General features: G+C 58.0%; 19 protein-coding genes. 8 read left to right on the top strand and 11 right to left on the bottom strand.

Going from position 1 to position 26409, the window contains the following annotated elements; genetic code table 11:
- Positions 1 to 28: 28 nt before the first annotated feature.
- The 6 genes from ACIPZ8_RS01640 to ACIPZ8_RS01615 form a co-directional block, all read right to left on the bottom strand.
- Positions 29 to 1516 (bottom strand): amidase, encoded by a 1488-nt coding sequence (locus tag ACIPZ8_RS01640; RefSeq protein ID WP_400719269.1) that lies wholly within the window; start codon positions 1514 to 1516, stop codon positions 29 to 31.
- Between the two features lie 67 nt (positions 1517 to 1583).
- Positions 1584 to 2843 carry a carbohydrate porin gene (locus ACIPZ8_RS01635; protein WP_400719268.1) on the bottom strand — a complete coding sequence of 420 codons (1260 nt, stop codon included), beginning with the start codon at positions 2841 to 2843 and terminating at the stop codon, positions 1584 to 1586.
- A 306-nt stretch (positions 2844 to 3149) separates the two neighbouring features.
- The gene (locus ACIPZ8_RS01630) at positions 3150 to 4652 is read right to left on the bottom strand and encodes a PLP-dependent aminotransferase family protein (RefSeq protein WP_400719267.1); all 1503 of its coding nucleotides are present in this window, start codon (positions 4650 to 4652) and stop codon (positions 3150 to 3152) included.
- Between the two features lie 8 nt (positions 4653 to 4660).
- A complete protein-coding gene (locus ACIPZ8_RS01625) occupies positions 4661 to 6064 on the bottom strand; it encodes an efflux transporter outer membrane subunit (RefSeq protein ID WP_400719266.1) in 1404 nt (467 codons plus the stop codon).
- Between the two features lie 2 nt (positions 6065 to 6066).
- The gene (locus ACIPZ8_RS01620; protein WP_400719265.1) at positions 6067 to 7641 is read right to left on the bottom strand and encodes an MDR family MFS transporter; all 1575 of its coding nucleotides are present in this window, start codon (positions 7639 to 7641) and stop codon (positions 6067 to 6069) included.
- On the bottom strand, positions 7634 to 8566 hold the full coding sequence (locus ACIPZ8_RS01615; RefSeq protein WP_400719264.1) for an HlyD family secretion protein: 933 nt from the start codon (positions 8564 to 8566) through the stop codon (positions 7634 to 7636). Before ACIPZ8_RS01615 ends, ACIPZ8_RS01620 begins: the two co-directional genes overlap by 8 nt.
- Positions 8567 to 8845: 279 nt before the next feature.
- On the opposite strand from ACIPZ8_RS01615, the gene ACIPZ8_RS01610 reads away from it, so the two are divergent.
- Entirely contained in the window at positions 8846 to 9535 is a 690-nt protein-coding gene (locus ACIPZ8_RS01610; RefSeq protein WP_400719263.1) for a CerR family C-terminal domain-containing protein, read from the top strand.
- A gap of 350 nt (positions 9536 to 9885) precedes the next feature.
- On the opposite strand, the gene ACIPZ8_RS01605 is transcribed toward ACIPZ8_RS01610, so the two are convergent.
- Positions 9886 to 10791, bottom strand: a complete 906-nt coding sequence (locus ACIPZ8_RS01605; protein ID WP_400719262.1) for a LysR substrate-binding domain-containing protein — start codon at positions 10789 to 10791, stop codon at positions 9886 to 9888.
- A 174-nt stretch (positions 10792 to 10965) separates the two neighbouring features.
- Between ACIPZ8_RS01605 and choX the strand changes: the two genes are divergently transcribed.
- From choX to ACIPZ8_RS01590, 3 genes are read left to right on the top strand one after another with little or no spacing between them, the layout of a single operon-like run.
- On the top strand, positions 10966 to 11910 hold the full coding sequence (choX, locus tag ACIPZ8_RS01600) for a choline ABC transporter substrate-binding protein (protein ID WP_400719261.1): 945 nt from the start codon (positions 10966 to 10968) through the stop codon (positions 11908 to 11910).
- Between the two features lie 35 nt (positions 11911 to 11945).
- The gene (locus ACIPZ8_RS01595; protein ID WP_400719260.1) at positions 11946 to 13073 is read left to right on the top strand and encodes a TauD/TfdA family dioxygenase; all 1128 of its coding nucleotides are present in this window, start codon (positions 11946 to 11948) and stop codon (positions 13071 to 13073) included.
- Positions 13073 to 13657: an HD domain-containing protein gene (locus ACIPZ8_RS01590; protein WP_400719259.1), complete on the top strand. Its 585-nt coding sequence runs from the start codon at positions 13073 to 13075 to the stop codon at positions 13655 to 13657. The genes ACIPZ8_RS01595 and ACIPZ8_RS01590 overlap by 1 nt, the downstream gene beginning before the upstream one ends.
- Before the next feature lie 9 nt (positions 13658 to 13666).
- Here ACIPZ8_RS01590 and ACIPZ8_RS01585 read toward each other — a convergent pair whose 3' ends face one another.
- Positions 13667 to 14584: a LysR substrate-binding domain-containing protein gene (locus ACIPZ8_RS01585; protein WP_400719258.1), complete on the bottom strand. Its 918-nt coding sequence runs from the start codon at positions 14582 to 14584 to the stop codon at positions 13667 to 13669.
- Positions 14585 to 14759: 175 nt separating this feature from the next.
- Here ACIPZ8_RS01585 and ACIPZ8_RS01580 point away from each other — a divergent pair, with 175 nt between their 5' ends.
- Positions 14760 to 16382, top strand: a complete 1623-nt coding sequence (locus ACIPZ8_RS01580) for a BCCT family transporter (RefSeq protein WP_400719257.1) — start codon at positions 14760 to 14762, stop codon at positions 16380 to 16382.
- A gap of 308 nt (positions 16383 to 16690) precedes the next feature.
- Positions 16691 to 17809, top strand: a complete 1119-nt coding sequence (locus ACIPZ8_RS01575) for a mandelate racemase/muconate lactonizing enzyme family protein (RefSeq protein ID WP_400719256.1) — start codon at positions 16691 to 16693, stop codon at positions 17807 to 17809.
- A 48-nt stretch (positions 17810 to 17857) separates the two neighbouring features.
- Here the strand turns inward: ACIPZ8_RS01575 and ACIPZ8_RS01570 are convergent, their stop codons facing one another.
- The 3 genes from ACIPZ8_RS01570 to ACIPZ8_RS01560 form a co-directional block, all read right to left on the bottom strand.
- Complete coding sequence (locus ACIPZ8_RS01570) at positions 17858 to 18748, bottom strand: LysR substrate-binding domain-containing protein (RefSeq protein WP_400719255.1); 891 nt, start codon at positions 18746 to 18748, stop codon at positions 17858 to 17860.
- A gap of 99 nt (positions 18749 to 18847) precedes the next feature.
- Positions 18848 to 20344 (bottom strand): CoA-acylating methylmalonate-semialdehyde dehydrogenase, encoded by a 1497-nt coding sequence (locus ACIPZ8_RS01565; protein ID WP_400719254.1) that lies wholly within the window; start codon positions 20342 to 20344, stop codon positions 18848 to 18850.
- 16 nt (positions 20345 to 20360) lie between these two features.
- On the bottom strand, positions 20361 to 21521 hold the full coding sequence (locus tag ACIPZ8_RS01560; protein WP_400719253.1) for an iron-containing alcohol dehydrogenase: 1161 nt from the start codon (positions 21519 to 21521) through the stop codon (positions 20361 to 20363).
- A gap of 366 nt (positions 21522 to 21887) precedes the next feature.
- Between ACIPZ8_RS01560 and ACIPZ8_RS01555 the strand changes: the two genes are divergently transcribed.
- Positions 21888 to 24407, top strand: a complete 2520-nt coding sequence (locus tag ACIPZ8_RS01555) for a CoA transferase (protein WP_400719252.1) — start codon at positions 21888 to 21890, stop codon at positions 24405 to 24407.
- A 107-nt stretch (positions 24408 to 24514) separates the two neighbouring features.
- Complete coding sequence (locus ACIPZ8_RS01550; RefSeq protein WP_400719251.1) at positions 24515 to 25645, top strand: TauD/TfdA family dioxygenase; 1131 nt, start codon at positions 24515 to 24517, stop codon at positions 25643 to 25645.
- Positions 25646 to 26409: the final 764 nt, after the last annotated feature.

Here is a 26409-nt window from a genome sequence, read left to right as displayed (position 1 = left end):
GTCCTTCGCGGACGACGCCCTCACGGGTTTACAACGGCGCGCGCAAATGCGCCCAAGGTCGGCTTTGTTCCAATTGCCGTGCCAGGCTCAGCAACAACCCTTCACGGCAACGCCCGGCGGTGAACATCATGCCGATCGGCAAGCGCTCGCGGCCAAGGCCTGAGGGCACCGACATCGAGGGCTGCCCGCTGACATTGGCCAGCACGGTGTAGGCCACGCTGCCGACGATCTCGCGGGTGTAGTCTTCGTAGCGATTCTGCAGACTGAGCAGCTCAAGCTTCGGCGTCAGGCTGGCGGTGACCGGCGACACTAACAGGTCGTAGCGGCTCAGCATCAGCTCCATTTGCTCGCCGATGCTCTCGAAAGCGCGGCGGGCCCGGAACAAGGTTTCTGCCGTGGTGTTGCGGGCGTTGGCCAGCAGAAAGCGGCTGATCGGTTCCAGATGCGCTTCGTCCATGCTGCACCCCATGGCGGCTTCACGGTCCTTGACGGCGGTCAGTAGCGTGGTCGAGGTCACCGCGCCATGGGCGCTGAACACCTGGCCGGCGTCGATCGGCAGGTCGACCAGCTCAACCTCGTGCCCCAGGTTGCACAAAAGCGCCACGGTTTCATCGAGTACACGCTGCACGTCCGGGTCCAGTGCGACCCCGGTCATGCCACGGCTGACCAGGCCAATGCGCAAACGCTCAGGGGCGCGGTTCATTTGCTCGACAAAACTTCCCTGCATCGGCGCCAGCCAGTATGGGCTGCCCGGCTCGTGACCGTGGCTGATATCGAGCAGCAGCGCCGAGTCACGCACACTGCGCGACACCACATGACCGCAACTGGCACCGAACCAGCCTTCGTAACTGCTTGGCCCCTGCGGGGTTCGATAGCGTGTGGGCTTGAGTCCGAACACCCCGCAGTACGACGCCGGAATACGGATCGAACCACCGCCGTCGGTGGCGTGGGCTGCAGGCACGATGCCCGCTGCCACCGCTGCGGCGGCGCCACCGGATGAGCCACCCGCGCTGTAGGCAAGGTTCCAAGGGTTGCGGGTAGGCCCCCATTGCGCCGATTCGGTGGTGGTGGTCAAACCAAACTCCGGGCTGGCCGTCTTGCCGAAAATCAGCATACCGGCCTGCTCGTAACGTTGGGTGACAGTGCTGCTGTGTTCGGCCAATGGCGCCTGCGCCAGCAAGCGCGAGCCGTTGGTGGTGCGGGTGCCTGCCAGGTAGGTGTTGAGGTCCTTGAGCAGCATCGGCACGCCAGCCAGCGCGCCCTGCCGGCTGGTACCCGCCTCGGCATAGGCCAGCATTCGTTCGATGGCATGCTCGGAGTGGTCCATCACCACCGCGTTGACCTTGTCGTTGACGTATGTGCAGCGCTCCAGCGCAGCGCCCAGCAAAGCGCCCGGTGCCAGCCCTTCATCACGCACTCGACGCGCCATTTCGGTCGCATCGAGTTCCAGGTATTCGTCGCTGGCCATGGCGTCCAGCACGGCGTGGGTCGAGGTGCTTCTCAGTGTATTGTTCATCGCAAGCTCACAGGCATGGCCCTGCCCGCCACGGTACAGGCGGTCACAGGGGACAATAGGAAAAGGGTCAGAACAGCAGGTTCAGTGAGGTCTGCAGCAACAGCGCGTCAGGGTGTTCCGGGGAAAATACCGGATTCTTGGTCCAGGTCAGGCCGTTCACCAAGTAGATGCCGGGGCTGAGCCGCGCAGCGTAAGAGCCTGTTACCGCCATGGTGTAGGGCGCGTTGTCCATGCGGTAGTTGTCGTAGACCTCACGCAGGTCCTTGCTGAAGTAGCTCTTGCTGAAGCCCACCGAGAGCATGTCGAAAGGTCGGCTGGCAAACGGCCCCATGTTGAATGCGCTGAACTGGAATGCCTTGTTGATGGCATTCACCGACGCGGGCGAGTAATCCAGCTTGGTGTCGAAGTACCAGCCGCGCGCATCGCCGTAAGGTTTGGTGAACTGGTGGGTGTCGGCGAAATACAGACCCCAGTTGTTATCCGACTCTTCACCGGTCTTGAACTCGGTGTAGTGGCTGGTGTTGTACATCATGCCAAAACGCGACCACACCGCATTTTCGTTGGCCGACGCTTCGCGCTTGTAGCCGAACTCGTCGATCAGCATCGGATTGGCGCCGTCGACTTTCCAGTGCAGGCCGTTGGGGTTGCGGTTGACGTCTTCCAGAATGCCTTGCGGGCTGACACTGCGGGTCAGTGCGGCACTGTTGTACCAGCGCAGCGACTTATCCCGGGTGATGACGTTGAAGGTCGGGGTCGGCACGGTCGCCGACATGCCCACCTGGAAAGGCACCACGCTGCTTGGGCCCAATGCCGCGGTCGAGGCGTTACCGCCTAGCGATACGCCATAGAACAGCTTGACTCCGGCGATGAAGCCATACTCGATTTCCAATTGCTTATTGAAGAACGACTGGTTCACGGCGAACACGCTGACCTGCGACACCTCCGGGTTGGCGGGTTCGTAGGTGGAGCGCACCAGTTGCCCGGCGAGGGTGAGTTGGGCGTCGTTGGCAAAACCCAGCCGGGTCAGGTCATAAGTGGTGTAAAGGTTCAGCGAGGCGTTGTAACTGGGATTCTGGCCGTTATAGACCTGTGGCTTGGCATTGTGGCCGCCAAGGTCGTACGCATAGCCATTGTAGGAGGTAATGGTAAGACCCAGGCCATGCTCGGCCAGCGCCTTGCGCAGCCCTCCCAGTTCAGGGGCGATACGGGCACAGATCGGGGCTGAGCGGTTGGCTGGCTCTGCCCGGGTCAGGGATTTCTCGTAGCTGGCGCAGGCGGGTGCGGTTTTCTGTGCCTCGGCGGCAACTGCGCAATTGATCAAGCTCAAAGCAAACAGCCCGGTAGACCATTGGCATGGTGCGAGTAACGATTTCAAAACTCCCCTCCTCTTATGGTTGTTGCTGGTCGCCGGATGGTGCGTGATCCGGTCGGTCAGGGGAGTCGTTGCAGGTTTACCTCCACTCGATGGTGCCAGCGACAGCTATCGATAGTGCCACCTAAGTCATTGTTGTTAATGCTTTTTATAGGTTTCTTGAGGCCATCCCAGAACCGTCTGGCCAACCGTTGCCAGGAAGTGTTGCCACAGGAACAGTGTTGGTGCAGTTAGCCCTGTTTTCGTGCAGTACCAGGCGCATCAAAGGCGATGACGCCGGCCGTGTTCCGCCACGATCCTGGCAAGCTCACGAATGCCTGGTGCAATGCGTTCGACAGAAATGGCGCCGAACCCCAGACGGACGAATTGATGCTGTTCGCCCTCAGGGTGGAAATAAAAGGCCATGCTGGGGTCGAGCAGCACCCCTTCTGCGAGCGCCTCGTAATAGAAAGTCAGCGAATCGGCACAGTGGGGCAGTCGCAACCACAAGGTGGCACCGCCAGTGGGCACGCTGAAGCGCGCTTCGGGAAGTTCCTGGCGCAATGCCTGCACCAATAGCGCCGCTCGATGAGCCAGGCTGTCGCGGGTCTGCTGCAACAAACGGTCGTAGTGGCCCTGCTGGATGAACAGCGCGGTGGCGATCTGGTTGTTGCCAGGCGTCTGCCGGATCATCAGCCGCTGCAGGGCACGCAGCTCGGCGATCACCGGTGCAGGTGCGACGATGAAACCGATGCCCAGCCCGGGCGAAAGCAGCTTGGACAGGCTGCTCATATAAATCACTCGTCCGTGCTGGTCCCCGGCTTTGAGCGCCGAGTGCGCCTGGCCGTCGTATTCGGTTTCCGGGTCGTCGTCATCTTCGAAAATCACCAAGTCGCGGTCCTGTGCCAGCTGTAGCAGGTCGCGGCGTCGACCATCGCTCATGGTGATACCGGTTGGACACTGGTAACCCGGGGTGCAATACAGGTAGTCACAGCTCGCCAGTGCTTCGTTGAGCAGCAGCCCTTCGTCGTCCAGCGGAACGAGTACCACGTCGGCACCTTCGGAGGCAAAGACATTGCGTGGGTCCCGAAAACCTGGGTCTTCGACTGCCATCTTGCTCCCCGGGCGCGCAAACAAGCGTGCCAGCAGGTAGAAGCTCTGCTGCCGGCCCAGTGTCAGCAAGACCTCGTCCTCGCTGGCGGCGATGCCCCGACGTGGCAACACCCGGCGAATCAGCTGGCTGATCAACTGGGTGGAATCCAGGTCTTCGCCTTCCTGCCACCAGCGGTCCACCGCACGTAGTTCCAGTGCCTGGCGGCTGCACTGGCGCCACTGGTGGATAGGGAACAGACGATGGTCGAACTGACCATAGACAAAGGGGTAACGCACATCCCGCCAGATATTCGGCCGGTCAGCCCATTGCACCCGGGATACGGCGCCGGGCAGGCGCGCTTGCCAGTTCGGGCCATGCTCGCTGCTTGGCCCGTGGCCGGTCACCGCATCGGTGGGTTTGATTGCCGAGTAGACAAAAAAGCCATCCCTTGGTCGCGCCTCGACATAACCTTCGGCGACCAGTCGTTCATAGGCCAGCACCGCCGTGTTACGCGAAACCCCGGTAAGCCGGGCCAGGTCGCGCCCGGACGGCAGGCGGCTACCGGCCAGCAGGCGACCGTCGAGAATGGCGTTGACGAACGCGGTACTCAACTGCACTTGCAACGGGTCGTCATTGCGCCGGGTTTCCGGCAACAACTGCTTCCACATCAGGTCGTGTCGGCTGTTGCGCATGGGTGGCCCTAATCGCTCTGCCAGCCGAGGCCAAGGCTCTTCTGCAAGGTGACGTAGCTGGCCAGCAACTGCGCCTCGCCGCTGATCCGTTGCTGCTCGGCGTCGTTGCGGGTGCGTTCGGCGTCCAGCCAGTCGAGGGCCGAGCGCGTGCCGCCAAGATAACGCTGCTCGCTGAGTGCGGCGCTGTGCACTGCCGATGTCTCGGCCTGGCGCAGCACCTCTACACGGCGGCGATCGTGGCCGAAGCGGCTCAGGGCGACATTGGCATCGCGCAGCGCGCTGAGCACGCTTGAGGTGTACTGCGCCAGCGCTTCGTCGTGCTGGGCTTGAGCCTGTTCAACCATGTGTCGGTTCCGACCAAAGTCCAGAAGGTTCCATTGCAGATACGGCACACCCAGCCAACCGAGATTGTCCTTGTGCCACACGTTTTCGGCATTGTCGCCGGCAAAGCTGAGGCTGCCAAGCAACGTCACTTTCGGGAAGGCATCTGCACGTTTTTCGCCGATCAGTGCGTTGCTTGCCGCCAGGCGCCGCTCTGCCGCTCGAATGTCCGGCCGCTGGCGCAGCAAGCCGGCAGGGCTTCCGACTGCGGGTGGTGACTGCACCTGGGGCATGGGGGCCGGAGCCACCAGACGAGCGTCCAAACTACCCGGGGCCTGGCCGCATAACAACGCCAACTGATCCAGCGACTCGTCGATCTGCCCCTCCAGCGCGATCAGGTCTGCCTCGGTCTGCTGTGCCTGCGTGCTGAAACGCTCCACATCACCGGCACCGACGGTGCCCGCCCCATATCGCGCTTCGCTCAGTTGCAACATGCGTTGTTCCAGTTCCAACGCCTGACGGGTTTTAGCTGCCCGTAACTGGCGGCTGCGCAATTCCAGGTAGGCCTGTGCAACCTGCGCCGTCAACTGCAAGCGGGCATCGGCAAGATCGGCGTCGCTGGCCTGGGCTTGAGCTTCAGCGCCTTCGCTGGCGCGACGTCCTGCGCCAAACAGGTCCGGCTCCCAGCTCGCCATCAGCCCGGACACGTAGTAGCGCGATACTGGTGCATCGTCGTTGCCACGGATCAGTTCACCGGCGTTGGCGTTCAGCTTCGGTAACGTGTCACTGCGCTTGCCCTCGAAGCCGGCATAGGCCTGGCGCATCCGGGCGCGGGCGATGTCCAGGTCAGGGCTGGCGGACAGCGCCAGGTCGACCAGTGCATTGAGCTGCGCATCGTCCAGTGCGAGCCACCAGTGCGACAGTTCGGGTTGCCGGGGCGTCATGCCCTGGGCACGGTGCAACTGGCTGGTTTGCACAGCATCATGGGCGACCGCAGGCGGCCCTTGGTAATCCGGTCCAACGGTGCAGCCTGGCAATGCGTGGGCAATCGCACAGGCCAACAAGGCGGTGCGCATGTAAAAGGCGTTCATGGTCAGTGTCCTGTAACAGGTGCGCCGGGCAGCGCCTTGCGGAGTTGGAAGGCCAGTGGCATGCAAATCAGCAGCGTCAGTGCCAGCGCCTGGAAGGTGTCGATATAGGTCATGACCACGGCCTGCAGACGAATCTGCTCGGCGAAGCTGGTCAGGGCCTGGAGATGGGCGGTTGCGGCGTCCAGATGACGACTGACGAACATCTCCTGCAGGCTGGCGATATGCGCTTGCCCCGTCGCGGAGGCTGCAGTCACCGACTCTCGCAGCACGTCGTCATGCGTCGCGGTGCGCCGGTCAAGAAAAGTCCCCAGCAACGCCAGCCCCACCGAGCCGCCAAGGTTGCGCGCCATGTTGAAGAGCCCGGCGGCGTCGCCCGCCTGATGTTGCGGCACCGAACTCATCGACAACTGGTTAAGGGGCATCATCGCCAGCAATTGCCCTACTCCCAGCAGCAACTGCGAGCGGGTGAAGTCATGGCCGGCGCTCTGTGCCGTGATGCCGGTGGCCAGGTAACAGCTCAGCGACAAGGCAGCAATACCGATCACCACCAGCAGCCGGGCGTCATAGCGAGACAGCAGACGTGGCAACAACGGCACCACCAGAAACGCCGGCAACCCTGACATCAGCATGACCGCGCCGGATTGCTGGGCGTTGTAGCCCGCCACCCCGCTAAGAAACTGCGGCAGCAGGTAAGCAACGCCGTAGAGCCCGGCTCCGGTCAGAAACACGATACCGATGACCGCAGCGAAGTGCCGGTTGGCCAATAACCGCAAACGCACCACCGGCTCCTTCGCGGTGAACTGGGCGATGCCCAGCAGCACGGCGCCAAGCACGGTCGCACCACTCAAACCGACGATCAGCGACGACTCGAACCAGCGCTCACGTTGCCCCTCCTCAAGCGCCACGGTCAGCGCGCTAAGGGCCAGGGTCAGCCCGGCGATGCCCAGCCAGTCCGCCTTGAAAAAACTCGACCACTGCGTGCGTACCGCTGGCAGGCCGGATACCAGCATCACCACCAGTAACGCACATACCGGCAGGTTGAGGAAAAAGCACCAGCGCCAGTCGATGCTCTCGGTCAGCCAGCCGCCAATCACCGGCCCCAGCAGCGGCCCAAGCAACACCGTAAGGCCGAACACTGTCGTGCCGATGGGCATCTGGTGACGTGGCAGCCGCGTCGCCACCAGCACATGGGCCGTGGGTATCATAGCGCCACCCGCAAAACCCTGGCCGAGGCGACCGATGATCATCTGGGTCAGGTTGTCGGCGAAGCCGCACACCATCGAAAAGAACACGAACAGTAGCGCGTTGCCGATCAGGAAGGTGCGCAGGCCAAAGACCCGGGTCAGCCAGGCGGTGAGCGGAATCATGACGATCTCAGCCATCAGGTAGGCGGTGGAAATCCACGTACCTTCGCTGCCGGTGGCACCAATCTGGCCCTGGATCTGCGGCAGTGCCGAGTTGGTAATGGAGATATCCAGCGTCGCCATCAATGCGCCTAGGGCGCCGGCGCCAACGGCGATCCAGTCAGCATGACTGGCGTTGCGCGGCAAGGCCGGGGGAAGCACGGACTCAGCCACGGGTATCGACCTCGACATGCAGCGACAGCCCCGGCACCAACGTGCCCGGCGGCAAGCTGGAATCTTGCAGACGAATGCGGACCGGCACCCGCTGGACGATCTTGGTGAAGTTGCCGGTGGCGTTGTCCGGTTGCAGCAGGGCGAATTGTGCGCCGGTACCGGGCGCGAAGCTTTCCAGGCGACCGGTTACCACGGCCTGCGGATAGGCGTCGACATGGATGCGCACCGATTGTCCAGGGCGCAGGCGCTCAAGTTGGGTTTCCTTGAAGTTGGCGGTGACATAGGCCTGTTCGACCGGCACTACGGTCATCAAACGAGTGCCTGGCTGCACGTATTGGCCGACGCGCACGCCACGGTCGCCGACACGGCCGGCAACCTCGCTGAAGACCACGCTGTCATCAATATCGAGCTGCGCCTTGGCCGCGGCCGCTTCGGCAGACACGAGCTGGGCCCGGGCCTGGTTGATCGATGCCTGCAAGGTCACCAGCTGTCGCTGCGCCACCTCCACTGCCGCTGATTGCGCATCCTGCGCGCTCTGTGCCTGTTGCGCGGCGTTGCGCAGCGCCTCCAGACGCTCGCGGGGTTCGGCACCGCTGTCCACCAGTGGTTGGTAACGGCGGACCTGGCCGTCGCTGTAGGTGACATTGGCCTGTTCGCCCTTGAGCCGCGCCTGGGCCTGCAACACCGTGGCCCGGCGCTCGGCCAACTGCGCCTCGCTATTGGCGATCTCGGCACGGCGGGCAGCGATCAAGGCGGACTGCTGGTCATAGGCGACGCGGTAACGGCGATCATCCAGGCGTACCAAGGGCTGCCCCGCCTCGATGGTCTGGTTGTCCTCAATGAACACCGCAGCCACGGTGCCACTCACCCGTGGCGAAATACCGACGTTGTCGGCCTCCAGGTAAGCGTCGTCGGTGTTGACCATAAAGCGCACCACACTCCACCAGTGGAGGGCCCAGCCCACGGCAGCGATGGCCAGCACGACTGCGACGAGACTGGCCTTCTGGCGCTTTCCGGAGGCTAAACGCGCAGGGTTCGGATTAGGAAGTTCGGGTGAGTGCAACGCTGTCATGGTCTCGATAGCCAGTTGGGTTGATTTATAACGACCGCTATATTTATTGCAGTCGTTATAATTGTGTCAACTGGTATATTTTCGTCAGGCAGCCGGGCATACTCGCTGCGTTGACGTTGACAGGAGAGCGATGTGAAAGCGCAGACGCGACGCCGCCAAGACTCCAGTGGTGGGTACCAATGCGGTGATGAGAGCAGCGCGCGGTTGCTTGCCGTGGCCCTCGAACGCTTTGGCGAACAGGGTTTCGAAGGCGCCTCGACCCGCGACATCGCCGAGCGTGCAGGCCTCAATGCACCGGCCCTGAACTACTACTTCAGCAACAAGCGTGGGCTTTATCTGGCGTGCGTGGCCTACATGACCCACTACATCAGCGAGGCGCTGGCCCCGGCCATCGAGCAAGCCGAAGCGGTCATCGCCGCGGGTGGTGAACGGGAAGCGCTGATCGAAGCCTTCTGCACCCTGCACCGCAGCATTGCCGAGCTCATGCTGCGGTCACCGGAAACCGCCAGTTGGCGCAAGTTCCATGCCCGCGAACAGGCAGGGTTGGGACCGGGCGACGGCGAGCGACAAGTACATGAATTGGTGGGCCAGCGTCTGCTGGCGGTGACCTGCGCACTGGTTGCACGCTTGCGCGGTCAGGCAGAAATCGACGAAGCAAGCACCATGCGAGCGATCACCCTGCATGGCCAGTTGTTGCCATTTCACCTGACACCGGGTATAGCGCTGGAAGCGCTGGGCTGGCGCGATTTCGAGGGTGAACGCTTCGATTGTGTCATTGAGATGGTCTGCGAGCAGACCCGCATCCTGTTGCACAGCCTCTGACTGGCGTCGCAGGTAACTTCGTATAACCGACACGCTTGTCGACGCGTTCCAATTGCTCGCGCGCTCAGAGGTTCGAGACCGTTTGGGGAGAAAATTCCAATGGTGCTCCTGAATGCCAGCGTCCAAAGTATGGGCTGAGATCGAGGACTTACGCCGTGCTTTAGCGCTCTGCCCTACGGAACACCGAGCGCGGTTTTCAGGTGACCATCTTTGACTACAGCGGAGTGGGCCAATCAAGCGGTACCCCTAACTACAATCCCGGAGCACTGGCCAACGCGTGTCATCCGTTGGGGGATGGCAGCTCGGCTAGGACGCCGTTGGCGTACCCATAGGTGATTAGGGATTAACTGCTACGACATCTGCTCCTGGAGCCACCTAACTACAGGTGAAATCAAAGCATTCTGAAGATGTCTCGACCTGAGAAGATAGCCGTGATCTTCTCGAACAACGGTGGGGCCTAGGGCTACTAGCGCCCCCTCCTTCAGCGGCTGACTTACTAATTCACGCCAGGCTAAAGCCAGACCCTGACCTTGGGTCGTGGCATTCAGCAAAAGCGGATAATTATTGAAGCTGAACCGACCTCCCCCTCTCCAGGCCCCTATCCCCGCTCGGGCCGACCATCGCTCCCAGTCGAGCCATCGAGGATTTGATTGATCCATATGAAGCAGTGGTAACGCCTCTAGATCACTCCAACTCAACTCGCCCTGCAAACCGTGCTCACGGGCAAACTGAGGACTGCACACCGGAAAAACGGTCTCCGGCGCGAGGAGAACTTCAGTGTGATGAGAGTCGCCCAGACGATCAAAGCTGATGGCAATGTCGACATCCTGAAGGCTCCAAGTCTCCTGGTGATCATCGGCTAACACCTGAAAGCGGACGTGCGGGAATCGCTCCTGTAGCTCATGCAAGCGCGGTAACAGCCAGAGGTGAGCGAAGCCAAAATTTGCCGCAATGCTGATGGTGGGAGCGTGTTGAGCAAAGTTAGCCTGAGCTCTCTGCACTGCGGAATGAAGATTCGAGAGAGCACCTACGATGTCTTCATGAAAACGGGCGCCGGCGGCAGTTGTCTCCAGTTTGGTACCGGAGCGGTCGAGCAGGTTTCCACCCACTAGCTCTTCCAGGGCGCGAATCTGTTGCGACACTGCCGGTTGGGTCGTACCCAACTCTTTAGCTGCAGACGTCATTGAGCCAAGGCGCACCGCTGCTTCGAATGCCAGGAGCCCCTTGAGTGCCGGAACATCTTTTCTACAAGCCATAAGTTTTTTGCATGCGATCCATAAGCTGAGACCAGTATGTAGGCCATCGTTGAATGGTTAATCTTGAACCGTGGCCGCCAGAAACCATAACCAAGCGCCACAGATTCAGCGTTTTTCCCTCCTGCCAAGCAACAGCTAAAACACCGATAAAATCCTGTTGAAAGGAGACATCTGATGTCTAGATCCTTGCACGCAGTCGTATTCGGTTGTTTGGCCCTGACAGCTGTAGGTGTCAGCGCCGCGACTGATGACACGCAATGCAGAAGCATCCGCCTGGCCGATCTAGGCTGGGCTGACAACGCCGCCAACAATGGCATCGCCATGGCAGTGGCAGAGTCAATTGGTTATTCGCCGAGCAAAACCACCGTAGCGGTTCCCATCGCACTTGCCTCGATCCACCAGGGTCAGCTCGACGCCTTCCTAGACTACTGGTCACCCTCGCTTGACCCTACCGTGCAACCGTTCCTCGATGACGGGAAGCTGAGGAAATCAACCCAGCCAAACCTCATGGGAGCAAAATACACACTAGCTGTTCCCAACTACCTCGCCGATCAAGGCCTTAAGAGCTTCCAAGACCTCTCAAAATTCAAAGACAAATTACAAGGCAAGATCTACGCCATCGAGCCAGGCAGCGGCGGCAACACCCGGCTCAAGTCGATGGTGGCGAAAAATCTCTACGACCTTGGTGACTTCAAGCTCATCGAGTCTAGCGAGACAGCCATGCGCATGGAGGTTGCCCGCGCGATTCGACAGAAAAAACCAATCGTGTTCCTGGGCTGGGAACCTCACCCAATGAATCTCGAGTTTCCTATGACTTACCTCTCTGGAGGAGATGAGGTATTTGGCCCGGACTACGGTGCAGCTACTGTTTACACCCTCACGTCGCCCCAATATGAGGAGCGCTGCCCCAATGCGGCGCGCTTACTGGATAACTTGAAGTTCACCACCTCCATGGAAAGCGAGATCATGGTTGGCGTGCTTGAAAAGCAGGATCCACTCAAGCTCGCGAAAGACTGGATCGTGAAGAACCCCGATTGGCTCGACAAATGGCTGGCTGGAGTAACTACGTTTGATGGTCAGGATGCCCTTGCCGCTGCTCGCAAGCATTTTGGGCTCTGATCTCCGTCGCTCACCATTCCAGTTTGAGGTTGTCCATGAATCGCAGCTTTTTGAAATTCCAAAAGTCGCCGCCATGCGTTTTGTACTGCGCAGGCCAATCAGAAACGAACCTGAGCGCGCTTTGGCTTCGTGAAAAATCTCAGGACGCCACTGCCGTAGATCACCACACCCAACAGCGTCTGTTCGACTCGCACCTCCTTGATCCAGAGCTTCAAATCAGTGCTATTGAGGTGGTTACGGACGATTCCATTCGCCTCTCTTTCAGCGATGGCCACTTATCCGTGTACGACACCCGCACGCTTCTAAGTGAGCTGAGGGACACCGACCCGTTCCCTGTCGCGGAGTCTTGGAATAGCTCGCTCAACATTCAACTCATCCGTCACGACTGGCGACGGATGAGTGAAGATCCGGCATTCAAAGCATCACTTGAAGCATTCTTGCGCTACGGCTTCATCGTGCTCCATGACGTGCCTACCCTGCCTGAGCAGATCCTCGAAGTAGCATCAAAATTTGGGTATCTCAAGGAAACCAATTTCGGCAAATATTTCGAGGTTTATTCCAAGCCTTCTGCAAATGATCTGGCGTACCGTAGCGTGCGTCTGGGCCCTCACACGGACAACCCGTATCGAGATCCAGTGCCGGGGATCCAACTACTACACTGCTTGGTTAACGAAACCACTGGCGGCTTATCAACACTGGTCGACAGTCTCTCGGTCGTCGAGCGGTTGCGCCTGGAGGATCCGGTCGGGCATGCCCTGCTTCGGGACACACCTGTCAGATTCCAATTCATCGACCAAGGTACTCGGCTCATCACACGCCGGCCTATGATCCAGACGGACGCAGATGGCCGCACCTTAGGCGTTCATTACAGCCCGAGGCTGGACAGCCTTCCACTTCTGGATGACGAGAGCACCAGGTCGTTCCACCGTGCCCGGCGACGCCTCGCAGAGCTGTTTAATAACTCGGAGTTCGAGCTTCGCTTCAAACTCGAACCAGGGGAGCTCATGCTTTTTGATAACAGTCGCGTACTCCATGGCCGCACTGAATACGACCCCGCAGAGGGTCATCGGCACCTGCAAGGGTGCTACATCGATCTTGACGGCCCTCGTGAGCGCTTCAGCTCGCTTGAACTCCGTACCCGTGATTTGAAGGAGGTTGCGTGATGCAACAGGTAGAATTCATCCGCATGAAAGACGGCACTCGTGACGAATACCAGTTCCTTGAGCATCTGGAAGCCAAGTACAACGAGAGTCTCGCAGAGCGGATTCTGGAAGCACTCGCTGGCCTTGAGCACACGCTGAGCGGCTACAAAGTGAACCGCCTACAGCACTCCCTGCAAGCTGCATCCAGGGCTGAAGCTGACGGGGCTGATGAGGAAATGATTGTTGGCGCCTTGATTCACGACCTAGGTGACCACCTTGCTCCCTACAATCACTCGCAATATGCCGGCTCAATCATTCGGCCTTACGTTCGTGGTGAAGTGACCTGGATTCTGCACCATCATGGTTTGTTCCAGAACTTCTATTACGTCCACCACTTTGGCGGCGATCGAAACGAACGTGATCGCTACAAAGATCACCCTTGGTACCAAAGTGCCGTCGATTTTTGCGAAAAATGGGATCAGGCTTCGTTCGACCCCAACTATCCGACGCGTTCCCTCGAGCACTTTGCCCCGATGGTACGAAGAATCTTTGGACGCAGGGCTTTTGATCCCGCAGTAATCGGTAAAGAGTTTCCCCTTGATTGAGCAGTTTCATCAATCCGAGTGCTCAGCCACCGTTCTCCGTAGCCAATCTATGAAGTTTTTTGCAGTTGGGCTCAAGGTGTGCTGTGGCCGGGTAAGTATGTAATAGGCAAGAGTATGGCGCATGGTCATCTCGGGAAACGGGATGACCAACTCGCCACTTCGCAACGACCGCTCAATGAGCTCAGTCGCGCACAGAGCGACTCCGTAACCTTCGATTGCCATCTGAGCCAGCACGTTGGAATCAGTGACAACGTGGCCATTCTCCACGTTCAAAAGCTCATCAGGATACAGGGCGTGCCACCGCTTCCAATCCTGGTAGTTTCGATCATGGAGCAAGCAATGCTTCGCCAGGTCGGCTGGTTGTCGCAACGGAGGTGAGCCGTCCAGTAAGGCAGGCGAGCATACCGGTGCGTAGTTCAAGCTCAGGAAATACTCAGCTTCAAAACCAGGCCAATGCTCCCCTCCCCATTTGATCGCTACCTCAACCTGCTCTGGGAATTCTACACGCTGGGTACTCAGGATCTGTTGAATCCTCACCTCCGGAAACTGCTTTGTGAATTGCTTAAGTCGCGGGGTGAGCCAGAAAGCACTGATCAGTGGTTCAGTTTCGATATGGAGAACCGGTGGCTGGTTTTTGCGAGAGCAGCGATTGAGAGCCGTAATCAATTGTTCAAGCGGCCCTTTCAGATCTTGAAGTAGCTCTTGGCCCGCGCTGGTGAGCACCACTGATCGTGTGGAACGATCAAAAAGCTGTGACTGCAGAACCTCCTCCAGCTTGACCACTTGCTGGCTTATGGCGGACTGGGAAAGGTGCAACGCGGAGGCAGCACGGGTGAAGCTGCCAAGCTCAGCGACCGACTTGAAAGCTAGTAAAAGACTCAGATGTGGAAGACGAGTCACTGCAGGCAAAGGTTCAAAATCATTCATAAGCGACCGTAATAGACTTATTAGGAAACGTCGATTTTCTTGCCAACCCGCCTGGCCTAGATTGCTTCCAGCCCTCCTGTGGCCGGCCCTATCTAATAATGACAACATCAGGATCCCACTATGCAAGCATTAATCGTTGCTGTGCTGTCTGTCGCCTCCGCTCCAGGAGGTCAACATGAGTAATCATCACGACTCTACCCTAGCTCCACGCAAGGACGTACCGCTAATCGTCACCAGCATCGTGGTTGTAGCAACTATCGTTGCGGCCCTGACAGCATTTCCAGACCAAGCCAAAACCTTGGCTGATCAGCTGTTCACCCAAGCCACCATGACCTTCGGTTCACTTGTACAACTGCTTGGCTTCTTTTGCGTACTGCTGATCGTCGGATTGGCATTCAGCAAATACGGAAATATCCGTCTTGGCTCCGGAAAGCCTGAATACGGCAACACCAGCTGGGTTTTCATGTTCATTTGTGCAGGCCTCGGTTCTGCAACCATGTATTGGGCCTTTATGGAATGGGCCTATTACTACCTGACCCCCGGCCTAGGAATCACCGGCTCAACCCCGCAGGCGCTCGACTACAGCATCGCCTACTCCTTCTTCCACTGGGGCATCACCCCATGGGCGATCTATGGCATTGCCTCGCTCGCACTGGCTTACCACTTCCATGTGCGCCGCAACAAAGGCCTGAGCCTGGCTGCCGTTGTGGAGGCCATCACAGGCCTCAAGGCACATGGCCCAGTTGGAAGAATCATCGATGTGATCTTCCTGTTTGCAACGTTCGGCGGCCTCGTTTTGACCATTACTCTCACGACCTCAACGGTTGCGAAGGGCCTATCTGACCTTACGGGTGTCTCTGACGGTTTCGTTACGAAAGCTGCCCTGGTTTTGGCCGTGACTGTGGTTTTCTCCGCTAGCTCCTGGATCGGCATTGGTTCTGGTATGCAGCGCCTTGCCCATATGGCCTGTGGGATGACCTTGGCATTCGGACTTGTGGTTTTGCTGTTGGGGCCAACCCTTTTCATTTTGAATAACCTCACCAATGCCATCGGCCTCAGCGTGCAGAATTTTGTGCAAATGAGCCTGTCCACCGACCCGAACGGCTCTGGCGAATTTTCACGCGGCTGGACGGTCTTCTATTGGCTTTACTGGATCACCTACACCCCTGGCGTAGCTATCTTTGTGACCCGGGTATCTCGTGGCCGCACCATCCGTGAGGTCATCATGGCGATGGTGCTCGGTGGTTGCGGTGGTTGCTGGTTCTTCTTCGGCAGCCTGCAGAGCTACGCGATTCATGAGTTCATCACTGGCGCCATCAACGCGCCTGCGATGCTCAGCGGTGTCGGCGGCGAAGCTGCAGTATCTTTGCTGCTGAATAGCCTTCCTTTCGGCAAGCTGTTCTCCGTTCTGTACTTCCTTTTGATGCTGGTCTTCCTGGCATCTCACCTGGATGCTGTCGCCTATACCGTGGCTGCTACCAGCACTCGCAATCTACGTGAAGGCGATGATCCAACACCTGGCCTGCGCCTATTCTGGTGCATCATGCTTGCCGCCCTCCCCTTGGCCATGCTGTACATCAATGCTTCGCTTCATACCCTCAAAACCGCAGTCATTCTCTCCGCCATCCCGTTTGTCCTGATCCTGCTGGTGAAAATTTGGGGACTGCTGAAATGGCTGCATCAAGACTATGGCTCGGTACCGGCCCAGCAAATCATTGAAGAAGCCATGATGCAGCGCGAAGAGATTGAGATTCCGCTCACTGCGGTTAAAACGCGCACCCTGGAAGTCCATGCATAAAGATCGTTGACGAAGAGGCGATATGGCTAAGTGCGAAATTTACTGCCACTTGAAGACGGCAGTGTCCGCGTTCCAGACGCGCCTGGTTTGGGGATCGAGTTAGATGAGTCTTTGATTAATCGCTACAGCATGGCTTAGCACCGAAAACAGTTAGTGCCGATCAGTGATCGGCACTAACAAAAGAAAAAGTGAGAGCTAAAAACGCTACTCATGAGACTCACAACGACTGACACATACTCTAGCTGAATTGAGATCGGTCTTGTGGACACGCAAAAACCTGTACTTCTAAATTGCCTAGCAGGTATGTAATGAACGACTTGATCATTGATCGGGTAGAGGTATACGTATGCCGCCCCATTCAACCCGGCTCGACCTGGACGCCTGAACAGCCAGATCCTTGCACCACCCACACCTTTATTCGCATTTTTACTCGCGAAGGCATCGTGGGCTCTGCTGGGACAGACTCTTACACCTTCCACGGCCCGGACATAGTTCTCGCAGAAACACTGCGAGACATGATCCCAGACTTGACGGGGCGATCAGCACATGAACGTGAAGTGCTGTGGCAGCACTTCAAACCCAAGGCGTATGCTCGCTCAGCTCAAGCACAAGCCTTGATCGATGTTGCCCTCTGGGACATCGCTGCTCAAGCGGCTGGTCAGCCCCTGCATAAGATGCTTGGTAGCCACCGCAATCAGATCGAAGCCTACGCCAGTACCCCGGTGCTATCCAGCCCTCAAGCCTACGTTGAGTACGTAGGTCAATGGGTAGAGAAAGGCTTCAGGGCGCTCAAGTTCCACTGCTGGTGCGATGCAGATAAAGACGCCCAGATGGTCGAGGCGGTGCATCGCGCTCACGGAGAAAAAGGCTTGGCGTTGATGCTCGACGTTGAGCAAAAGTATGACCTTTGCGCAGCCCTCCGCGTCGGAGGAATTCTTGCTGAGTGCGACTACGCCTGGTTTGAAGCACCGCTGGATGACTATGACCTCACCGGCTACCAGGCGCTTAGTGAAAAGCTAAGCGTGCCGGTGCTCGCCGCCGGCAATGCAATCACAGACCCGCTCCTCGTGGACTACGCCATGGATAACCATTGCTGGAGCCGGGTACGGGTTGATGCAATGACCTGCGGGGGCATTACCCCTGCCCTGGCCATCATGCGCCGTGCCGCTCAGAGTGGCCTCAAGGTAGAGCTGCAAAGCTGGGGGCATTCACTGGCTCAAGCAGCGAATCTACATTTGATGCTCAGCCAGCCGAATTGCACCTATTTCGAACAAGCTTGTGAATATGAAGCGTTCGAGTTTGCCACAGCGAACCCGATCCGTGCGAATGACCAGGGTATGGTCACTGCCCCAACACTGAATGGCCTCGGGTTGGAAATTGATTGGAGTGCGATTCAGAAAACCGCAATCGCACACCTGCACATTTGATGGTTGACCTCTGCCCCGGCCAGTCATCTGACAGGTCGGGGACTTTTTTTATCGAGATGATTCTGCCTCTGTTACTAACCAATCCCAGAACAGTGTCACTTCAGGGCGCGAATAATCGACAGCAGGGCCAACCAGGTAGAAAGCCTCAGACGTTGGGACTTTAAGGGAAACTGGCGCAACCAGTGTGCCATCGGACAGCATGTCATTGACCAGAGAAGACCTGCCTAATGCAAGACCTTGGCCTGCCTTCGCCATTTCTAAAGCAGTGATCAATGTATCGAATCGCATCCCCTGTGATGGGTCGATGAAGTGATGTCCGGTCTGATTTAGCCAATAGCCCCACCCTTCCTCATATCCGATGACGTGCAGCAACGTCTGTTCAGCGAGCAGTTCAGATGCTGACATCTCGCCAACGCCCTCCAGCAAGCTGGGGCTACAGACTGGGAACAGCTCATCCCAGGTCAAACGCGCAGAACGCATCCCAGGCCAAACGCCGCGCCCATAGCGAATTTCAAGATCGGCCTCCTTCGCTTCATCGTCGTGCCAGATATTGCTGGTGAAATGAAGTCCGACTTCTGGATGAAGCGCACGAAATTTACCTAAGCGTGCGGCAAGCCAAGTCGTGAAAAAAACCAGGTTTACACGGATTGTCAGATAGCGCTTACGGCCCTGTCCGAATAGTTCGTCAGTAGCCACTATGAGCCGCTCGATCGCTTCGTGCACGACTGGCATGTATGCCTGCCCGGCTTCGGTAAGCTCGAGGCCTCTCGGCAAGCGCTTGAATAGGGTCGTGCCCAACTGAGTTTCGAGGCCTTTGACTTGCTGGCTGATTGCCGCTTGGGTGAGGTTCAACTCGGTGGCAGCTTGCGTGAAATTAAGATGACGAGCTGATGCTTCGAAGACTCTCAGCCAGTTCAACGGAGGCAAGCGTTTCTTCATTGGGTGCACTCACGATTTTTATTTTGCTGTGCCGGAATGTTAACGCAAAAAGCCACGTCCCCGCAGTGGCGGACGTGGCTGGGCGTTACATGAAAAACGTTACTTCATGGTCGGCATCGAGAACTCCACCCCTTCCCGTACTCCACTGGATGGCCAGCGTTGCGTTACGGTCTTGCGACGGGTGTAGAACCGCACAGCATCAGGGCCATAGGCGTGGAGATCACCAAACAGCGAGCGCTTCCAGCCGCCGAAGCTGTGGTAGGCGACCGGTACCGGCAGAGGTACGTTGATACCTACCATGCCAACTTTGATACGGTCGGAGAAGTAGCGAGCAGCTTCCCCGTCGCGGGTGAAAATGCAGGTACCGTTGCCGTATTCATGGGCATCAATCAGTTCCATGGCCTCTTGCATGGTCTGCACTCGCACGACCTGCAGAACGGGGCCGAAGATCTCATCGCGGTAGCTGTCCATCTTCCGAGTGACATGGTCGATCAACGTGCCGCCAACGTAGAAGCCTTCCTCGTAGCCTTCGACGGAGGTTTTACGCCCGTCCACTACTACTTTTGCACCATCAGCTTCGGCACTGTTGATGTAGCCGACAACTTTCGCTTGGTGAGCGCGGGTGATCAGCGGGCCAAAGTCGTTGCTCTTGTCATGGCAAGGGCCGACCTTGAGGCTCTTCATCGCGGCCTGCAGCTTTTCTACCAGCAGATCAGCGGTCGCATCTCCGACCGCAACAGCGACCGAAAGGGCCATGCAACGTTCGCCGGAAGAACCGAAAGCCGCTCCCAGGAGCTGGTTCGTAGCGTTGTCCAGGTCAGCGTCCGGCATGACGATCGCGTGGTTCTTGGCGCCACCCAGAGCTTGGCAACGCTTACCGTGCGTGGTCGCCACTTGGTAGATGTATTCGGCAATTGGAGTCGAGCCGACGAAGCTGACAGCCTGCACGCGGGAGTCACGGATCAGAGTGTCGACCGCCAACTTATCGCCTTGAACAACGTTCAGAACGCCGTCTGGCAGGCCCGCTTCTTGAAGCAGCTGGGCGATGTACAGGGTCGAGCTTGGGTCACGCTCGGAAGGCTTCAGGACGAAGCAGTTACCGGAAGCGATCGCCATGGGAATCATCCACAGCGGCACCATCACAGGGAAGTTGAAAGGAGTAATACCCACAACAACACCCAGTGGCTGGAACTCGCTCCAGCAGTCGATATTCGGGCCGACATTTTTGGTGTGCTCACCCTTCAGGAGCTCTGGCACACCACAGGCATACTCCACGTTCTCGATGCCACGTTGCAGTTCGCCCAGGGCGTCATGAACGATTTTCCCGTGCTCCTCTCCGATCAAGGCTGCGATGTGATCAGCGTTTTGTTCCAGCAGCTCCTTGAAACGGAACATGATGCGAGCACGTTTGATTGGCGGGGTATCGCGCCAGGCCGGGAAAGCAACATCGGCAGCGGCGATGGCGGCTTCTACGGTTGCTTTGGAAGCCAGCGCCAGCTTCTTGCTGACGGCGCCCGTGGAAGGGTTGTACACATCCTGAGTGCGTTCTGCGGTCAGGTCGACACGCCCGTTAATCAAATGACCAAGAGTTTGCATGGTGAATTCCTTGTTGTTATGACCAAAGCGATTTGTAAATTTCAATGACTTCCGATGCGTTAGGAACGCGAGGATTGTTGTTAGGAGAACCGGAGGCGAGAGCCTGTTGTGCCATGGTTTCCAGCCGGTCGAAGAAGACCGAGCGTTCGACACCGAACTCTTCAAGCGTGGGCACCTTCAGCTCCCGGTTCAGCGCATGCAGCTCTTCAAGCAGGCACGCGTTGGCAACGTCATCTGGAGCAACTTGGTGAGCGACGCCCATGGCTCGAGCGCAGTCGGCATAGCGAGAGGGAGCGGCAGGGATAGACCAGGCGGTTACGCTGGGCAGCAGCATGGCGTTGGATAACCCATGTGGTACATGGAAGAGAGCACCAATAGGCCGGCTCATACCGTGCACCAGGGCGACAGAGGCGCTGGAGAAGGCGATACCTGCCAGGGTGGAGCCGAGCATCATCGCTTCGCGGGCCTCAGCGTTGTGGCCTTCGTGATAGGCCTTGCGCAGGTTCGGCCCGATCAGTTTTATGGCCATGAGCGCCTGGGCGTCGCTATACGCATTGGCTTTGCGACTCACGTACGCTTCGATCGCATGGGTCAGGGCATCAATGCCCGTGTCTGCGGTGATACGCGGGGGCAGGCTCATCGTCAGACCATAGTCAACGAGTGCTGCCACTGGCATGAATCCGATACCGACACACAGCATCTTCTCGTCGGTTTTTTCATCAGTAATGATAGTGAAGCGGGTGACTTCAGAACCGGTGCCTGCGGTAGTGGGGATCGCAATGATCGGCAGTCCCGCCTCATTCACCACGCGAGGGAATTTGTAATCCCTCATGACACCACCGTAGCGGGCAAGAATCGCAATCGCTTTTGCGCTGTCGATAGGGCTGCCGCCACCAAGAGCGATGATGCAGTCGAAATCCCCCTCACGGACTCGGTCTACCCCAGCTTGGATAGACGCCACCGTCGGCTCTGGTACGGTATCGTCGAACACTTCGGCATCCATGCCTTCCGCTCGGAGTACCTCCACAATTTTCTGGGTGTAACCAAGCTGAACCATCATCCTGTCGGTGATGATGATGGGGCGTTGGCAGGAGAGCGATTTGATGACACCCGCGACGGCGCCGCTGGCGTTTTCGCCTACCTGCAAAATGCGCGGAAGAATGGTCTGACTGGACATCGTGACTCCGGTTTATTCGAGTTGTCAGCTGGAGTGGTGCGCTACTTGATGCCCGGCAGACAAAGCCATTACGTAGTTCGTGGTACGCAGGATTTGTTGCTACCGGGCGGCCCTATTCTTCGAAGGGAAAAGCCTGCTTGAAAAGCAATAAATATTGGCAGTTAGGGACGGTTTTACTTATGCCTTGCGCAATAAATAAAACAGGGGGTCAGGGCCAATATTGATTGATGGTCATTGCGAACAAGCGCTCCTAGGATGGCCCAGCGACGGTGCTTTTGAAGGACGGAGAGACGGCTCCGTTTAATCAGGCACCGGAACGAAAACAGCTGGCACCTTGAACCAGTTCCTGCATCCAGGAGTTCTGCAATGACCAATAGCAATAATAAAAAACTGCCGCTTGATGGTGTGCGCGTTATCGATTTCGGGCAGCAGATCGCAGGCCCCGCCGTGGGGATGATTCTTGCTGACCTCGGCGCGACAGTCGTTCATATCGATCCGCCTGAAGGCCCGCAATGGGAGCACCCTGCAAACGCGGTGCTCAATCGCAACAAGCGTTGCATTCGGTTGGATCTGAAGTCCGCTGAAGGCCTGGCAGATGCCAAATCGCTCATCGCGATTGCAGATATTGTCATTGAAAGTTTCCGTCCAGGCGTGATGAAACGCTTGGGCATCGACTTTGCCGCTCTGCGTGAACAGCGCCCTGAACTGATCACGCTCTCCATTCCAGGCTTTGCCAGCAACGACCAGCTGCGCCGTGACTGGAAGGCCACAGAAGCAGTGGTCGCCGCAACTGCCGGCGCCTTCACTGACATGGGATTCAACCGCGTCCTGCTGGGCCTCAATCCAAGCTTCTCTCCACTGCCACTGGGTTCTGCGTATGCGACCACCCTCGCCGCCTCTTCCGTGGCTCTGGCTCTGCAAGCGCGTGAGCGTACTGGCCGGGGTGATGCGATTGAGGTGCCGGTAGTCTCGGCCCTGATGGAGGGGCTGTCTTACAACTCGTATGTGATTGAAGGCCTGCCTGAGCGCTACAAGACCATGCGTGAGCATGAGATCGAGCATCGCAAGGCAAACAACCTGCCGATGGATCTGAGCTACGAAGACCTGCAGGAGTACCTGGATCCGTTCTATCGCACCTACGAGTGCGCCGATGGTCGCCTGTTCTACTGCGTGTGCCCATCGCATCGCAACCATGCTAAGCGGGCCCTGCAGGTTCTCGGTATCTACGACGAGCTGGTTGCTGATGGACTGCCTGAGGTGAATGACCTCCACGCTCCAATCAGTGAGTGGGATGGTGAAACCTCGATTGGTGTGTATCCGCTACCCAAGAAATGGGCAGATCATATTTCCGCCAAGATGAAGAAGGCGTTCATCACCCGTACCTCAGAAGAATGGGGTGAGGTGTTCGGTAAAGGACAAATCCCTGGCGCGCCGCACCGCACTACTCAAGAGTGGGTGAATCACCCTCACACCAACGCCGCAGGCCTGATTGTTGAAGTCAACGACCCAGTTTATGGGCTGATGAAGCAACCAGGGCCTATCGTCTGGCTGGAAGGCTATGCCGATCAAATGGTGACACCGCGTCCACGTAGCTTCGTGACATTTGAAGAAGCGCGCCAGGAGCTTGTGCAAGTCGCCCAGTCCGAAGAAATCCGCCGCCCTGTAGGTCGCAACATCAAGACCACCGACAAGGAAGGTTGGCTCGATGGTCTGCGTATCCTCGACCTGACTAACGTGATCGCCGGCCCGCACTCCACCGCGTTCCTCTCTCGCTTCGGCGCCGAAGTCATCAAGCTGGATCCCGTGAAGCCGCTTTACGATCCTCTGATCGGTACGCTGTTCACCTTCCAAACCGGCATGGGCAAACGTAGCGCCCTGGTGGACATCACCTCGACCGAAGGGCGTGAAGTGTTCAACCGCCTGGTTCGCTCCGTCGATATCGTTGTGATCAACGCCCCTGAGCGCCAGATCAAACCTCTTGGGCTCGACCATGAAACGCTCCAGGCTATCAACCCTGGCGTCCTGTTCTGCCGACTGGACTGCCTTGGTGGCCCGCTGGTAGGCCCGAAAAGCGACTTCATCGGCTACGACGACATCATCCAAGCGCACAGCGGCATCATGAGCCGTTTCGGTGGCCCTGCTACCCCAGAGGAACATGCCCACCTGGGAACACTGGATGTGAACTGCGGGTTCGCCGCTGGGCTGGGTATGGCAGTATCGATCTACCACCGCATCCGCACTGGCGAACCAACTCGCTCGCGCACCTCCCTGTCCGCTATTACCAACCTGGCGCAAGTTCCGTTCGCGTTTGACTACGCAGATCGTGGGCCTTTCAACGAAGCATCAGGTCGACAAGCACTGGGCAACAACCCTCTTTCCCACTTCTACGCCACTCAGGATGGCTGGGTCTTCGTCGACTCCAATCCGAGCGAATTGGCGAAGCTGGAAGCTGTCGAGGGTCTGGCTGGTATCAGCAAGGCAAGCGACATCTCTGCCTTCCTTCGCAAGGCACTTTCCGCCGCACCGTCGGCGTACTGGGAGGCCCGCCTCCACGAGGCTGATGTTGCTGTCGCCGTGCCACAATCGATCGAATCGCTGCGTGGCCAATACAGCCGCGAGGCAGATGGGAAGCCTGGCACTGATAACGGCAGTTTCTCGTTCTCGATCCACCGCAAACACCCGAGCGGACACTGCCTGACGCAGATTGACCCGCTGGCCATCCGCCCCGAAGTAGCTCCGATTCGTGCCCCGAGCCTCCCAGAGCGCTGGGGCCACTCGACCCGCGAGGTCTTGGCGGATGCAGGTTACCGTGCTGATCAGATTGATTCGATGATCGAGCGCAACGTGGCAAGCCTCGGCTGGGCGAAGGAGTTCCTGCCCAGCTAAGCAGCGTTGAGCTTGAAATTCCACATCGTTGATTTCAGCTGCTGAAGTGCTTGTGTTGTCGACGTGATGATCGACAACACAAGCGCGGAGTTGAACGAGAACAAGAGATGAACACGAAAGAGCAGATCACTTTTCAGACCTCGCCACCCGCCGTATTGCTGACGACTGCAAGCCAAGTAGTCGAGCTACCAGCGCTATGGCTACGCGAACAAAGTCCAGATGCTGAGGCTGTGGACAACCTCACCCGTCAACGCTTGTTCGACTCTCATCTGCTAGACGAAAATCTGAGCCTGATCAGCGTCGCTCTGCTCCCAGACAGCAAAGCGGAGCTGGTATTCAGTGACGGACACCAAGCCGTGTATGAAGCAGCCGAAGTCTTGGCTGAAACCCAGCCCCACTATAACGGCCCGAGCCCACAAGCGTGGGATAGCACCCTGGCACTAGCCGAGGTGACCCACGAATGGCCGGAAATGGAGAACGACGAATCCTTTGCTGCCGCCCTTGAGTCCTACCTGCGCTACGGTTTCATCGTCTTGCGAGACGTACCAGGCGATAAGGAACACGTGCTCCAAGTGGGTAGCAAATTCGGCTACGTGAAAGAGACGAATTTCGGCAAGTATTTCGAGGTTTACACCAAACCCCTCTCCAATGACTTGGCCTACCGCAGCGTAAGGCTGGGGCCTCATACGGACAATCCATACCGTGATCCTGTCCCGGGTATCCAGCTGCTTCACTGCCTGATCAACGAAACCACCGGAGGCCTCTCAACCTTGGTTGATAGTGTGAGCGTGGTTGAGGCGCTCAAGCGGGAAGATCGCGAAGGCTATGAATTGCTCCGGGATGTACCCGTGCGCTTCCGCTTTGTTGATATGGGGGTTGAGCTTGCCGCATCCCGTCCAATGATCGACGTTGACGACAAGGGCCGCACCGTGGGTGTGCACTACAGCCCAAGGCTTGATCAACTGCCCCTTCTATCGAATGAGACTACCCAAGCATTTCATCGAGCACGCAAGCGCCTGGCGGAGTTGTTCAATAGCCATCGCTATGAGCTCAAGTTCCGCTTGCAGCCAGGCGAGCTGATGCTGTTCGACAACAGCCGAGTCCTGCATGGACGGACTAGCTACAACCCTAATGAAGGCTTACGCCACCTCCAGGGGTGCTACATCGACAGAGATGGCCCTCTGGAGCGCTATAGTGAAGTTTCAAAGCGGACGGTACAAAAGCTCGCCAAGGTGTAGGTTTGGTCACCCGGTTTGGTTTGCTTCTTCATCGCTGCGCTTGACTGAGCAAATTGCTCATAGCCCGCATTCGCGGGCTCTTTTTTCCTGAAATTTCTGTTGAGTTTGATCGCTCAAGGTTAAACGCATAAATGCCAATTTTCACTGTCATCAAGCAGGCAGTCCTTCCCACTCTGCCATTACCTCCAGGCGGTCAACGTGCTGGTGCTGACCGGGGCGACCCTCAGATCGCTTACCACTCGTTGGCTCCCGAAGCGAGCGGCAACCTAGGGCGACTAGCGCCCTCTCCTTCAGCGGCTGACTTACTAATTCACGCCAGGCCAAAGCAAGATCCTGACCTTGGTTCGTGGCATTCAGCAAAAGTGGGTGGTTATTGAAGCTGAACCGACCTCCCCCTCTCCGGGCCCCTACAGCAAGTCAGGGAGCACGTGTATTGAAGTACATCCGCCCGAAAACGCCATTATCAACTACTCGGGCGATGGCTGGATGTGTAGCTCCGGCGGTGAATGTGTTGCGATTCACCCACCCAAAACGCCGTGATCAATTACACCGGCGATGGGTGGGTGTGCGAGCCGGGGTACCGACAATCCGTGGGAGCGAGTACCTTTCTGTTAACGCTCCAGTTAAAGCACGCTTGAAATGACTAAGGATTCTCCGATCTAGTCAGCACAGGCCGTGCGGCCTGTGCTGACTAGATCGGAGAATCCCTAAATGCCAATGCCTCGACGTGTGCAGGATTTAGTGAATTGGAGTTTTCCTGATCA

This window comes from Pseudomonas sp. NPDC089422, assembly GCF_044749405.1.
GTDB lineage: Bacteria > Pseudomonadota > Gammaproteobacteria > Pseudomonadales > Pseudomonadaceae > Aquipseudomonas.
This window is presented reverse-complemented; position numbering and strand designations above follow the sequence as displayed.